The organism is Photorhabdus heterorhabditis (assembly GCF_018448905.1).
GTDB lineage: Bacteria > Pseudomonadota > Gammaproteobacteria > Enterobacterales > Enterobacteriaceae > Photorhabdus > Photorhabdus heterorhabditis.
Window position 1 is genome coordinate 1 of the sequence record NZ_RCWA01000035.1, and the last position, 12378, is coordinate 12378.

A 12378-nucleotide genomic window follows, 5' to 3' on the forward strand; every position below is an offset into this window, starting at 1 on the left:
GGAATGGGGCTTATCTGGGGGCGCAATTAGATATGATTCTGGAGGGCGCGTTAAATCTGTCATTTAAATATGCCAGCAATGAGGAGAGGGAAATGGAATTTCAACTGGGGGATATGGTGAAAGGGACGTTAGCGATTAGAGCAGAAACTAATATACAGGTGGGGTTTAAATATTATCTGGTGGAGGGGTATTTTAAGGCTGATGCAGATATTGAAGCGCAGGGATGTTTTGAACTGGATAAGCAGGATAAGGGGTTATATCTGGTGTTTTTCCATGAGGGCATCACTGCCAGTTATTATGTGGAGTTTGGGATGGGGAGTAAACCATCTAAAAGTGACAACAATTCGGTTAAGCAAGAAGACGGAAAAGATAATAAAACACAAAAAAAGTGGGAGATATATCCAAAACTGCCAAAAGAAAAATCGACATATAAACTGAGGTTATCGTAATGAAAAAGATTTTTTTATTCTTCATGATGTTATTTTCACTATCATCATCCGCTTATGGGGAAAGTACAATGGATAAAGTTAAATATATCACTTATTTAGAAACTAATCGGGCGCGTTGTGTCCTGAGAGTCAATGAAATATATACATTAAGTAGCTTGCATTCAATTACTGGTACTATATCGACCGGGTATAATATTGCTCCGATACTGCAAAATGGTAAGAATACTATCTATATCGAAATGGCGCCATTTAGTGATGCAAAGGAGGGATATATTTATAAAGATAAGGATGCGGAGTGTAAAGTCAGGTTGGTAAGAGTGACACCTTACCAGTCCGATGAAATCACAAATATTGTCGCCAGTGTGGCAGATAAAAAAGGCGTGGCAGAGCCTAATAGTATGAAATCCGTCAATTTTAATATTGATACCGTTAGCTACAGTAAAATTACGGAAAAAAACCTTAAAGATAGGGGATTCTATTACGCAGAGCGAACAGTGACATTAAATGATTTACCTGTCTGGGCCTGGACGACGGCTACGCCTTTGCCGGAAACGGAAGCAAGCACGGAGTTGGTTAAAAAAGCCTATGAAGATATCTGGCAAATCATGAAAAACAAAGATTTGGCAGCATTACAGTTGGCGGCTAAATTAATGTTGCATGAAAATGCGCAGGCTAATAACAGTACAGAACAAAGTTATTTTGATTCTTATGATTTTAAGGAAGATTTTGATAACGGTTATCAGGCGGTACCGATAGACTGGAATAAATATAAACTGATACGTTATATGGATGGTCGCTTATTCCGGTTTGAAGTTGATAAAAGTAACAACTCCCCCTTATTGATGGAAGATAAAAATAACAGTGAAAATGGATTTACATTTAGCCCTTATTTCTCTTTAATCAATGGAAAAGTGGTGATTTCAAGGTAGTGATGGTTTGTTTTAACTCACTCAGTATTAACTGCTTTTGTAGTTAATACTGAGGAAGAAGGAAAAAATATGCTTTCAGTTAATATGCGCAGTGCGGTTTGTGATTGCAAAATCCCGGACCCCTGTATTCATAAATTGGTGTTAAAAGTCGGTAAACGGGTTTTCAATTATAACCAGATTGAACCGATTGGTGATATTTGGGTGATTGATGAAACCGGGGGTATCCCGGTGACTATTTCAGTGGTGGGAAAAAGATGTATCACGGAAAATGCGCAATGCCCCCGGGCGATTTTTTATAGCCCGGATAATGCGGCGTTTCAATTTTATGAATTAGGTAAAAATCCGATAGCAGGGCCGGGCACGGATTATAAAATAAGTTTTTCCCGCGATAACCTGCTTTATCTGGGGGCACAATTAGATATGGTGTTGGAAGGGGCATTAAACTTAGCATTTAAATATGCCAGTAATGAAGCGCATGAAATGGAATTCGAGTTAGGAGAGATGGTTAAAGGGACGTTAGCGATTAGAGCAGAAACTAATATACAGGTGGGATTTAAATATTATCTGGTGGAGGGGTATTTTAAAGCGGATGCAGATATTGAAGTGCAGGGATGCTTTGAACTGGATAAGCAGGATAAGGGGTTATATCTGGTGTTTTTCCATGAAGGGATTACGGCCAGTTATTATGTGGAGTTTGGGATGGGGAAAGGTAGATCAAAAACTAAAAGCAGTAAATTTAATCAAAATAGTAGTAATAAAAAACAAGAAAAATGGGAGATATATCCTAAGTTACCAAAAGAAAAATCAATATATAAACTGAGGTTATCATAATGAAAAAATTTTTATTATTCTTTATGATGTTATTTTCACTATCATTATCCGCTTATGGGAGAAGTGCAATGGATAAAGTTAAATATATTAGTTACTTAGAAACAAACCAAGCACTCTGTATGTTAAAGGTAAATGGGATCTTTATATTAGATAATTTTGATTCAAGATCTGGCACGATATCGACAGGTTATAACATAGCTCCACTATTGCAAAATGGTAAAAATATTCTTAGTCTTGATATGGGTCCATTAAGCGCCAGGGATAATAAATATTTTTATAAAGAAAAAGATGCAGAATGCAAGGTTCGTCTGGTTAAGGTAACTCCCTATGATTCCGATGAAATCACTAATATTATTACCAGGGTGGTAGACAAGAACGGCACATTAGAGCCTGATAGTAAGCAATCCATTAATTTTAATATCGATACTGCACAATCCAGTAAGATTACGACGAAAGAGTACCCTAATGAATTTTATTTTCATACAGAACGGGCAATCATATTAAATGATTTGCCTGTCTGGGCTTGGGCTACAGCTATACCTTTACCAAAAACAGAAATAAGTTCTGAACTGGTTAAAAAAGCCTATGAAGATATTTGGCAAATGTTGAAAAACCAAGACTTGATAGCATTAAAAACAGCTTATCAGTTAACGTTGCATGAGGAAGCTCAGGCAAATAATAGTACTGAGCAAATTGATTTTGATTCGTTGGATTTTAAACATTACTTTGATAAAGGCTATCATGCAGTACCGATAGACTGGAGTAAATATAAATTAGTGCGTTATATGGATGGCCGGTTATTCCGGTTTGAAGTTAAAGATGGGATACAATCTCCACTATTAATTGAAGATAAAAATAATAGTGAAGATGGATTTACGTTTAACCCGTTTTTCTCTTTAATCAATGGAAAAGTGGTGATTTCAAGATAGCTATGGTTTGTTTTAACTCACTCAGTATTAACTGTTTTTGCAGTTAATACTGAGGAAGAAGGAAAAAATATGCTTTCAGTTAATATGCGCAGTGCGGTTTGTGATTGCAAAATCCTGGTCCTTTTGTTTCGTAATTGACCATGTTTTCTAGATTTAGTTTTGGTTACTGTGTTATTTGATTTCCCTTTTGATCTTTTTTGCGAAAGTCGTTACGGTATAACGCCTAAAGCGGGCAGGGTTTCAGGACACCATCGCATGGAACCGGTTGAAAGCAATAACCAATATTAAAAAATAACTTTAAGGATTGTGCATGTACCACAATGAACATCAAATAATGAAAGCCGTTTATGATTACTTTTATGGTCAGATTGATGATAATGGCGCTATACCTATTGACCTACGTGTGCCTTCCTTGGTTGGTACAGTTCAAGACGATCCCTTTGATTGCTTGATTGAACAAAAACTCCAACAAGCATTTCCTGAATTGGAAGTTGTTCGTTCAGGTAAGCTGACTACTCCTGATATTATTATTCGTGACAAGCAAACAGGTATCATTGTTGGAGTTGAAGTTAAAAAGCTAATTCAGAAGCCGAATGGCGCTGATTCACGTGGTCTTACTATGGATTACAATAGTTGCTTGCCGTGCGGAACTGCTCTGATAAAGATGGACAATGCAATAGTCGATATTCCTTGTTTATTACATGTACGCATTATTGAGCAATGACAGTAGCAGTATTGTCACTTTTATTTTGATGCATGGTGATTTCATCAATTATGACTTTAATCTTTATAAAAAAGCCAAAGTTGCGAACCAAAGCGAGTATAACCATGGTCCGTATGGTGAGGGCTCTGTTCGTCATCGGGCAATGTATACGTACCCTAATCCGCTAAACTATAAATTAAAGTGTTTTCATACAAGAAAGGTTTTTGTAGCGAAAAAATTTGATTGTGAAAATCTTCAGATATCGCACCTGGCTACAGAAGAAGTATCAAGGTATGACATTTACGAAAACAACTTTTTATACAATATCATTGATAATGGTAAACCTGATCAATCTGTTGAACCTGTTCTGATTGAAGATATTTTTGCTGACTGCAAAGCACGTATAGCAAAACCGCGTACATCTGTTTCTATGCCAGTGTTAATAAAATAATATGAAGTATGTCATTGAAAATGATTTCCCTTTCGAGCAGATTGATCCAATTGCGGAAATCGAAAGTTACAGAAAGGAAATTAACCGTCCCATCTACCACATTCATAAGTGGTGGGCGAAGCGTTTAGGAAGTGTATTCCGTTCTATTGTTTCTGGTGCTCTTACTGAAGGTCAATGGAAGGATTTTTACAAATATCAAAAACATCCCGGAAAGGTTGTGCTTGATCCTTTTATGGGTTCGGGAACCACATTGGGGGAAGCGGCAAAGCTTGGAGCAAGTATTATAGGATGTGATGTTAACCCAGTGAGTACATTCTTAGTCACACAAGCAATGACTAGCGTGAATATAAATGAACTGAAAAAAGAATTTAAATCCATTGAACGGGATGTAAAAGAGGAAATCCTTTCCTACTATACAACAATGGTTCCCGGCGCTTCAAAATCTACTCCAGCACTTTACTATTTTTGGGTGAAGGTTGTTTCCACGCCAGAGGGGGAAGAAATTCCGTTGTTTTCAAGTTATGTATTCAGTAAAAATGCCTATGCTAGCAAGAAACCGGATTCGCAAATATGGTGCCCGTCATGCGAATCTATTATTGTGGAGAAATACAATAGTACTGACATTAAATGCTCTTGCTGCTCACATAACTTTAACCCCCAAAATGGACCTGCCAAGGGAACAAAAATTGTTGACAGTAAAGGTAATGAATACAAAATTAAAGAGCTGGTATCTAGCAAAGAGTATCCACCAAAGCATAAATTGTATGCCATCATGGCGCTTAACGAAGCAGGTGAAAAGGTCTATATCAAACCGACCCAATATGACTACGACCTTTTTAATGAAGCGTGTGAACGTCTTTCCCTGATCAAAGGTGATCTTCCATTACCCACCATGAAGGTTAGACCCGGATATAACACAAACCAAGCACGTGGATATAATTATAATAATTGGTGTGACTTCTTTAATGAACGTCAATTGTTATGCCTTGGATTATTGCTTCAGCGGATATTGAAGATTAAAGATAAGGTGATTCGAGATCATTTTGTTTGCCTGTTCAGCGGAACACTTGAATTTAATAACCTGTTTTGTAGTTTTAAGGGAGAGGGTACTGGTGCTGTTCGTCATATGTTTTCGAACCATATTTTGAAACCAGAGAGAACACCGTTAGAAAATAGTGTATGGGGCACACCGGGAAAAAGTAGTGGTACATTTTCGACATTATTTGAAAGTCGTTTGATTAAGGCGAAGACCTATCTTGATGAACCCTTTGAAGTATTCATTAAAAACAATGGGGTAAAATGTTTTTCAAAGAAAATCGTTTGCAGTGATCCGATAAGGGTAAATCCTACCCAGTCATGGGAAACGTTCAAAAACGCCTCTCAAGGTGCTTTGATTTTGAATGCGGACAGTTCTTCACTTCCTATCCCTGATTCATCGGTTGATGCTGTAATTACTGATCCACCGTATTTTGATTTTGTTCACTATAGTGAATTGAGTGACTTTTTCTATGCTTGGCTTTCTAATGCGCTTAGTGGCGAATATGGATATTTGAATAGGAAAGATTCATCACACGAAAACGAAGTCCAAGATAGGGATAACGAAAGTTTCACAAGGAAAATTTGCAGTATTTTTAAGGAATGCAACCGAGTGCTTAAAGAAGATGGTCTCTTGTGTTTCAGTTATCATCATTCGACGATAGACGGTTGGATGGCAATATATGATTCTGTCACTAAAGCCGGTTTTGACATTGTAGCTGCTCACCCGGTAAAAGCTGAAATGTCTGTTGCCAGCCCTAAAAGCGCAGCAAAGGAACCTATCAATCTTGATGCAATTTTGGTTTGTAAAAAGGAAGTTAATCCGCCAAAAATTGAGAACCCACAGGATGAAATCTTTTCCCGATTCAGTGATTATATTGAACGATTCGACGTTGTTGAAAGAAATCTAAGCGCAGGAGACTGCTTTGTAATTGCTTGTTCTCAGGCAATTACGGTTGCTTCATGCCTTCGAATGGATAGAGAATCGACGATTGACCTGATTAAATGGTCTGTTGAAATATGTGTTCAGCGTAAAAAGATATTGCTTAAATGATCAGACCAATAGGTGGATATTGATAATTTTGTTCAATCAATACGATTTTATCAATAGACTCTGATCGCCATATTAACAGTATGAAAAATAATAGGTACCGTACACAAAAACATGGGCGGCGGTATCAATATTGATTCTGTTGGGTATATGGGTATATATGTTTTAAGGAGTCTATTTGTGATATGGAAAAACGAACAAAACTTGCACTATCGTTTGTTTTTGTAGTAACATAACTACATGTTAAATTCAGGTAGGAGCTGCTGCCATGACTATTACGACTTTATCTAGCCGAGAGCTGAATCAGGACGTTACCCGCGCAAAGAAGGAGACCAAGAACGGCCCCGTATTCATCACAGACCGTGGTAAACCTGCTCATGTGCTGTTGAGCATCGAAGAATACCGGTTGCTTACAAAGCAGTATCGCAATATTGCCGATTCGCTGGCTATGCCGGGCGTTGCGGATATTGAGTTTGAGCCGCAGTGCGTGACTATCGAAACCCGTCCGGCTGACCTCTCATGATGTACGTACTCGATACCAACGTGGTGTCCGAACTACGAAAAGTTCGGGTTGGTAAGGCCGATCCGAACGTTGCAGCATGGACTGAAAGCGTCGATGCCGCCAGCCTTTATGTATCCGCCATCACTATCATGGAATTAGAGCTTGGTGTTTTGTTGATTGAGCGTAAGGACGCCACGCAGGGGGCCATGCTGCGTGCATGGCTGGAGCAACATGTTTTGCCGGAGTTTTCTGGGCGAACGCTACCCGTCGATACAGCCGTGGCGCAACGCTGCGCCCGGTTACACGTACCTGACAAGAGCTGTGAGCGTGATGCGCTTATTGCAGCGACGGCTCTTGTGCATGGTATGACTGTAGTCACTCGCAACGTAGCCGATTTTAAGTCCACAGGGGTGACGATCCTCAATCCGTGGGAGTAAATCCAATGGTGGCCGGAAAACAGTTGTTTTTCGACCGCTTTCGAATTCAAGTGGTTACCCCTAGCCCCCTTAATGCGACAGAACCGGAAAAAGAAGGATGGTTTATGTTACAAACCATCTAGGAAGGTTACCGGCTAGCCCAGTCTTTTGACCTGTAAATGTGATCAAGAGACAGGAATGATGGTGGGGTATTATCTGGCCTGTAATAGCACCTGTTGTCGAACCCCCGTTGGTGCTTACAGCACTTTATACCCAATAGATTTCAAGATGGATAGTGACGGCAAGGGAGCGAATCCCCGGGAGAGCCGGATATAAAATAATTAATTAAAATTACAACGTTTCTCCATTAACAGATGACCAATGATAAGGTTGTAATTCACGTATTGTTTTAAATAACAGCTCGTTTTTCTCATTAGTGACAGCCGCTTTTACGGAGCCTCCCCAATGAACCAGGCGTTCTTGACAGATTCCGCATGGTGTCAAAATGATATATTCACAACCGGCATCTTCACGACAGAGACATAAGGAGTGTGTTACTGCTTCATTCAGTTTATGGGCTTCTAAATAGGCACCAACTTCCATACAAAGAGATAACGCGTCATTTTTGGTATCAGGGGCAATGCTGGTTAATATTTTACCCGATTTTGTCCGTACTACGGCTGCACCACCCCATCCTTTGGGGTATCGTTTTTCAATTAAGTTAACCGCAGCATGATATAACTCTTGTTCTATATTCATTAATTTACTGCTCCATTAATATCTTCGAAAATAATTTTTTAGATGTTGTTAAAAATATATTATAAACTAAGATACTAATTTGGTTTAAAAAATGTTTTCAAATAACCATTCCACTGATAATTACGGCCAGTCGATTAAATAATTCACTAAACATACGTTCAGTAAATGGCGCTAACATGGGAATTAAAAGCGTTAGTACCAATATACCGGTGGTGAGCGTTAACGGAAAACCAACCACAAAGATGGAAAGTTGTGGTGTCATCCGGTTTAAAATCCCCAACGATAAATTCAACGTTAGTAATAGCGTGATCAATGGTAAAGCTAGCATCATGCCGTTGATAAATATCATACTGGCACTTTGTGCCAGAAGTAGAAATCCTTGAGCACTCAGTTGCAATGGTTGTACTGGAATAACCTGAAATGTATCTGCCAGAACTGATAATAACCACAAATGACCGTCAAAAGCCAAAAACAAAAGCAAAGTCAGAAGGTTAAAGATTCGTGCCAAAATAGGCATATTGGGGCCACCGGAAGGGTCAAAAAAGGTGGCGAATGAAAGTCCCATTTGTAAACCAATTATTTCACCCGCATGGCGCACGGCGGCAAAAGCAATTTGCATAGTAAGGCCGAGTGATGCACCAATCAGGATTTGCTGGACCAGCACCCAAAATGCGGCGACAGAGAAAATGGGGACTTGGGCTGGTTGCAGGTTTGGCATCAAGAGCAGCGTTACCATCACGGCCAACCCGATTCTGACTTTCTTGGTGGCCTGTTTTTCACTGAATAATGGTGCAGTACTGAATAACGCAAGTACCCGAACCAGCGGCCAGAAAAATTCACTGACAAACTGGCTCAGCATTGCACTGTCAAAAGATATCATGATTAGCCAATTATCACGGGGATGCTGCTGTAGAGTTCACGCATGTAGTCCAGAAATAAATTCAGCATCCAGGGACCTGCGATAACAGTTGTGACAAATACCGCCAAAATTTTGGGAATAAATGACAGTGTCATTTCGTTAACTTGTGTCGCAGCTTGTAATAAGCTCACAATTAAACCACATAATAAAGCCGCTAAAAGCAGCGGTGCTGCCAGCGCCAGTGCGACTTCCATTGCCTCTGTGCCCAATGCCATTACCGATTCAGGAGTCATAATATTTGTCTCTTTTTAGGTCAACCGTAGAAACTTTGTGCCAGAGAACCCAGTAGTAATTGCCAACCGTCAACCAATACAAACAACATAAGTTTAAAAGGTAATGAAATGGTGGCGGGGGGCACCATCATCATCCCCAATGCCATTAAAACACTGGCGACTACTAAGTCGATAATCAGAAATGGGATAAACAGGGTAAAACCAATCTGGAACGCGGTTTTTAGCTCACTGGTAATAAATGCTGGCATCAGGACTCGCATAGGAACCGAATCTGCTGTTTCAAACGGCGGTTGATCGGCAAGACGAGCAAACAGGGCTAAATCGTTTTCCCTTGTTTGACGCAACATAAATTGCCGCAAGGGTTTGGCTCCATTTTCTAAAGCGGTTTCCAGGCTGATTTTATCTTCACTGAAAGGCAGATAAGCATCCTGATAAACTTTATCGAAAACCGGTGACATAATGAAAAATGTCATAAATAAAGTCAGCCCCAGTAAGACTTGATTAGGTGGCGCCGATGGCGTGCCTAAAGCATTTCGCAGTAAACCCAGTACGATAATAATACGGGTAAAACTGGTCATCATTAGCAAAGCAGCGGGAATAAAACCCAGCGCGGTAATAAAAACTAAAGTCTGAACCGGCAGTGACCAGCTTTGTCCACCATTGGCGAGTGGTTGACTGATAATCCCTGGTAATTGTGCCGAGACATCCATGGGTAAAATAAGCGCAATAAGCGTAATCGCCAAGCGACATGACAACGCGAATTTATGGTTGGTCATAAAGAAAGAACTACTTTTTTTCATCATCCTTGCCTTGGCGCGTCAACGTATTTTTTAAAATCTGACCAAACAGTGCTGGTTTTACGGCTTGTCCTTCGGGGTTATTACGGCTGGATTCAGGTATTGGCATTTGATGTAACAAATTAATTTGCTGGGCAGTCACACCCAATACTAGCCAGTTATTTTCGACTTCCACAATAACGACACGTTCACGTTGCCCAAGAGAGCAACTGGCTTTGATACTCAATTGTTGCTGAGTTTTTCCTTTACCAGGCATTAGCCCCATACGGCGTACTAACCAGGTAATGGTGAAAATCAACAGCAAAACCCCCGCCAGCGCACTGCTGACTTGCATCAATGTTTGACCAGCGGGAAGTGGGGCGGAGGTTGCTACCTGAGTAACAGCCTGAGTTTGCGCGACAGGTTCTGTCGCGCCATTATGCAGAGAAGGCTGGAAAGCCATGTTAGCGACTCAAGCGACGCATACGTTCAGAAGGTGTAATGATATCGGTAATACGGATACCGTATTTATCCGATACAACCACCACTTCACCCTGAGCAATCAGGTATCCGTTGATTAAAATATCCAACGGTTCCCCGGCAAGACCATCAAGAGAAACGACTGAACCTTGGGATAATCTTAGCAGTTGTTTAATCGTCATTTTTGTCCGGCCCAGCTCTACGGATAGTTTGACTGGAATATCTAAAATCAGGTCAATATCCGATAAGTGAGCCAGTGCATCCTGAGGCTCCAGAGATTCAAAAATCGCCGCGTTACTGTCAGAGGTTTGTTGTTGCGCGGCCTGTTGTTCCAGAGCTTCTGCCCACATATCTTCGGCAGATCCGGTTGCAGCGGTATCTGTGGGTTGCTTAGCATCACTCATTGGGCTGTTCCTCATCCAGAGCATTTAAAACAGGGTTAATAAGATGTTCGACACGCAGGGCGTATTGCCCGTTTAATGTTCCGTATTGGCTGGTGAGTACTGGCACACCGTCAACGTGAACGATCAGGCGTTCGGGTTTATCAATAGGCAATATATCGCCCGGCTGAAGTTGCAGGATTTTTGACAACCTCAACGGGATATCTGCAAAGTTAGCGACCAGTTCCAGTTCTGAGTGTTGAACCTGTTTTACCAGGCTTTCCCGCCATAGGCTGTCTTCCTGCCGGACATTTTCCAGCGGTGGGTTGGTCAATCGTTCCCGTAATGGTTCGATCATGGCAAATGGAATACAGATGTTAAATTCACCACTTAGTGCCCCGATTTCCACCTGAAACGGTGTTGTAACAACAATATCGTTCGGTGATGTGGTGATGTTGGTGAATTTCACCTGCATTTCAGAGCGCACATATTCCACTTCGATTTTGAAAATGGAATCCCAGGCATCACGATAGGAGTCCAACGCCATCCGTAGCATCCGGTTAATCACCCGCTGCTCGGTATGAGTGAACTCGCGACCTTCTACTTTGGTCGGAAAACGCCCATCACCACCAAACAGGTTATCTACTGCGATATAAACCAGGCTCGGCGCGAATGCAAACAGCGCTGTTCCCCGTAATGGTTTCAGATGCACCAGATTAAGGTTGGTCGGTACCGCTAGATTACGGGCAAATTCGTGATAAGGCTGGATTTTTATTGCACCGACCGTAATGTCAGGACTCCTGCGGAGCATGTTAAACAACCCCATCCTGAAATGACGGGCAAAGCGTTCATTAATAATTTCCAGTGCTTGCAGGCGTTCCCGGACAACACGGCGTTGTGTATTAGGATCATAAGGGCGAACCTCATTTTCCCTGGACGCAGTATTTTCCGCATCGTCACTGGCACTGTCGCCATTGAGCAGAGCATCAATCTCTGCCTGTGAAAGAATATTGTCACTCATGCTGATTATCGCAGAATAAACGTGGTGAACAGTACATCGGTGATAACCTGATCCGGCTCACCTGGTACCAATGTTGGGCTAAGCGTTTGTTTGATGTCAGCCATCAGACGCAGTTTGCCGTTGTCATGAGCCAGCTCTGCTGATTTCTGGCGTGATAGTAGTAACAACATACGGCTACGAATTTCCGGTAGATACTCATGGAAGCGCTGGCGGGTTTTTTCATCGGCTAAACGTAAAGTCACACCGATATAGAGCACACGGTCAAAGTGATCTTCGTTGTCGATAAGATTGACGGTAAAAGGCTCCAGAGTCATAAATACAGGGACCTCTATGGTTTTTGATGCCACTGAGTCACTCTCTCCTGCCTGTTTAAGTGCCCACCAACTGTATCCCCCGATGGCGGCACCGATAACGGCAATCAGTACTAACAATATTATCCAAAATGGATTTTTGCGTTTACGCTCGTAGCTATAGTCAGACATGGACAGATAAATTCCTGTTTTCGTTGCGGACA

16 protein-coding genes and 1 pseudogene are annotated in these 12378 nt (G+C 41.2%); 9 read left to right on the forward strand and 8 right to left on the reverse strand.

What is annotated here, in order from left to right; translation table 11 throughout:
• The 9 genes and pseudogenes from EAE89_RS17890 to EAE89_RS17930 form a co-directional block, all read left to right on the forward strand.
• Positions 1-449: pseudogene (locus EAE89_RS17890) on the forward strand (hypothetical protein); the annotation flags it as partial.
• A gap of 68 nt (positions 450-517) precedes the next feature.
• The gene (locus tag EAE89_RS17895) at positions 518-1378 is read left to right on the forward strand and encodes a hypothetical protein (RefSeq protein WP_244866585.1); all 861 of its coding nucleotides are present in this window, start codon (positions 518-520) and stop codon (positions 1376-1378) included.
• 69 nt (positions 1379-1447) lie between these two features.
• Complete coding sequence (locus EAE89_RS17900; protein ID WP_214086343.1) at positions 1448-2209, forward strand: hypothetical protein; 762 nt, start codon at positions 1448-1450, stop codon at positions 2207-2209.
• A gap of 68 nt (positions 2210-2277) precedes the next feature.
• Positions 2278-3138, forward strand: coding sequence for a hypothetical protein (locus tag EAE89_RS17905; RefSeq protein WP_244866587.1), 861 nt, complete (start codon positions 2278-2280; stop codon positions 3136-3138).
• Positions 3139-3448: 310 nt separating this feature from the next.
• Entirely contained in the window at positions 3449-3862 is a 414-nt protein-coding gene (locus tag EAE89_RS17910; protein ID WP_054478114.1) for a hypothetical protein, read from the forward strand.
• Positions 3840-4292, forward strand: coding sequence for a hypothetical protein (locus EAE89_RS17915; protein WP_214086344.1), 453 nt, complete (start codon positions 3840-3842; stop codon positions 4290-4292). The genes EAE89_RS17910 and EAE89_RS17915 overlap by 23 nt, the downstream gene beginning before the upstream one ends.
• A gap of 1 nt (position 4293) precedes the next feature.
• Positions 4294-6381 (forward strand): DNA methyltransferase, encoded by a 2088-nt coding sequence (locus tag EAE89_RS17920; RefSeq protein ID WP_054478119.1) that lies wholly within the window; start codon positions 4294-4296, stop codon positions 6379-6381.
• 265 nt (positions 6382-6646) lie between these two features.
• The gene (locus EAE89_RS17925) at positions 6647-6901 is read left to right on the forward strand and encodes a type II toxin-antitoxin system Phd/YefM family antitoxin (protein ID WP_054478120.1); all 255 of its coding nucleotides are present in this window, start codon (positions 6647-6649) and stop codon (positions 6899-6901) included.
• The gene (locus tag EAE89_RS17930; RefSeq protein WP_054478208.1) at positions 6901-7317 is read left to right on the forward strand and encodes a type II toxin-antitoxin system VapC family toxin; all 417 of its coding nucleotides are present in this window, start codon (positions 6901-6903) and stop codon (positions 7315-7317) included. The genes EAE89_RS17925 and EAE89_RS17930 overlap by 1 nt, the downstream gene beginning before the upstream one ends.
• A gap of 330 nt (positions 7318-7647) precedes the next feature.
• Here EAE89_RS17930 and EAE89_RS17935 read toward each other — a convergent pair whose 3' ends face one another.
• The 8 genes from EAE89_RS17935 to fliL all read right to left on the reverse strand — a co-directional run bounded on the left by EAE89_RS17935 (position 7648) and on the right by fliL (position 12346).
• A complete protein-coding gene (locus tag EAE89_RS17935; RefSeq protein WP_054478121.1) occupies positions 7648-8055 on the reverse strand; it encodes a cytidine deaminase in 408 nt (135 codons plus the stop codon).
• A gap of 97 nt (positions 8056-8152) precedes the next feature.
• On the reverse strand, positions 8153-8935 hold the full coding sequence (fliR, locus tag EAE89_RS17940; RefSeq protein ID WP_054478124.1) for a flagellar biosynthetic protein FliR: 783 nt from the start codon (positions 8933-8935) through the stop codon (positions 8153-8155).
• A 2-nt stretch (positions 8936-8937) separates the two neighbouring features.
• Positions 8938-9207 carry a flagellar biosynthesis protein FliQ gene (gene fliQ, locus EAE89_RS17945; protein ID WP_054478125.1) on the reverse strand — a complete coding sequence of 90 codons (270 nt, stop codon included), beginning with the start codon at positions 9205-9207 and terminating at the stop codon, positions 8938-8940.
• Between the two features lie 20 nt (positions 9208-9227).
• Positions 9228-9917, reverse strand: coding sequence for a flagellar type III secretion system pore protein FliP (fliP, locus tag EAE89_RS17950; RefSeq protein ID WP_149616773.1), 690 nt, complete (start codon positions 9915-9917; stop codon positions 9228-9230).
• 76 nt (positions 9918-9993) lie between these two features.
• Complete coding sequence (gene fliO / locus EAE89_RS17955) at positions 9994-10446, reverse strand: flagellar biosynthetic protein FliO (protein ID WP_244866589.1); 453 nt, start codon at positions 10444-10446, stop codon at positions 9994-9996.
• Position 10447: 1 nt separating this feature from the next.
• The gene (fliN, locus tag EAE89_RS17960; protein ID WP_054478126.1) at positions 10448-10867 is read right to left on the reverse strand and encodes a flagellar motor switch protein FliN; all 420 of its coding nucleotides are present in this window, start codon (positions 10865-10867) and stop codon (positions 10448-10450) included.
• A complete protein-coding gene (gene fliM / locus EAE89_RS17965) occupies positions 10860-11864 on the reverse strand; it encodes a flagellar motor switch protein FliM (protein WP_054478127.1) in 1005 nt (334 codons plus the stop codon). The genes fliN and fliM overlap by 8 nt, the downstream gene beginning before the upstream one ends.
• A gap of 5 nt (positions 11865-11869) precedes the next feature.
• Entirely contained in the window at positions 11870-12346 is a 477-nt protein-coding gene (gene fliL, locus EAE89_RS17970; protein ID WP_054478128.1) for a flagellar basal body-associated protein FliL, read from the reverse strand.
• Positions 12347-12378 lie beyond the last annotated feature (32 nt).

Bases quoted from the DNA above. Each gene is read 5' to 3' on its own strand.
- EAE89_RS17895 (WP_244866585.1), top strand. From the start codon at position 518: ATGGATAAAGTTAAATATATCACTTATTTAGAAACTAATCGGGCGCGT.
- EAE89_RS17910 (WP_054478114.1), top strand. From the start codon at position 3,449: ATGTACCACAATGAACATCAAATAATGAAAGCCGTTTATGATTACTTT.
- fliQ (WP_054478125.1), bottom strand. From the start codon at position 9,207: ATGACTCCTGAATCGGTAATGGCATTGGGCACAGAGGCAATGGAAGTC.
- fliP (WP_149616773.1), bottom strand. From the start codon at position 9,917: ATGGATGTCTCGGCACAATTACCAGGGATTATCAGTCAACCACTCGCC.
- fliN (WP_054478126.1), bottom strand. From the start codon at position 10,867: ATGAGTGATGCTAAGCAACCCACAGATACCGCTGCAACCGGATCTGCC.
- EAE89_RS17905 (WP_244866587.1), top strand. From the start codon at position 2,278: ATGGATAAAGTTAAATATATTAGTTACTTAGAAACAAACCAAGCACTC.
- EAE89_RS17920 (WP_054478119.1), top strand. From the start codon at position 4,294: ATGAAGTATGTCATTGAAAATGATTTCCCTTTCGAGCAGATTGATCCA.
- fliR (WP_054478124.1), bottom strand. From the start codon at position 8,935: ATGATATCTTTTGACAGTGCAATGCTGAGCCAGTTTGTCAGTGAATTT.
- EAE89_RS17930 (WP_054478208.1), top strand. From the start codon at position 6,901: ATGTACGTACTCGATACCAACGTGGTGTCCGAACTACGAAAAGTTCGG.
- EAE89_RS17900 (WP_214086343.1), top strand. From the start codon at position 1,448: ATGCTTTCAGTTAATATGCGCAGTGCGGTTTGTGATTGCAAAATCCCG.
- EAE89_RS17935 (WP_054478121.1), bottom strand. From the start codon at position 8,055: ATGAATATAGAACAAGAGTTATATCATGCTGCGGTTAACTTAATTGAA.
- EAE89_RS17915 (WP_214086344.1), top strand. From the start codon at position 3,840: ATGTACGCATTATTGAGCAATGACAGTAGCAGTATTGTCACTTTTATT.
- EAE89_RS17925 (WP_054478120.1), top strand. From the start codon at position 6,647: ATGACTATTACGACTTTATCTAGCCGAGAGCTGAATCAGGACGTTACC.
- fliM (WP_054478127.1), bottom strand. From the start codon at position 11,864: ATGAGTGACAATATTCTTTCACAGGCAGAGATTGATGCTCTGCTCAAT.
- fliL (WP_054478128.1), bottom strand. From the start codon at position 12,346: ATGTCTGACTATAGCTACGAGCGTAAACGCAAAAATCCATTTTGGATA.
- fliO (WP_244866589.1), bottom strand. From the start codon at position 10,446: ATGGCTTTCCAGCCTTCTCTGCATAATGGCGCGACAGAACCTGTCGCG.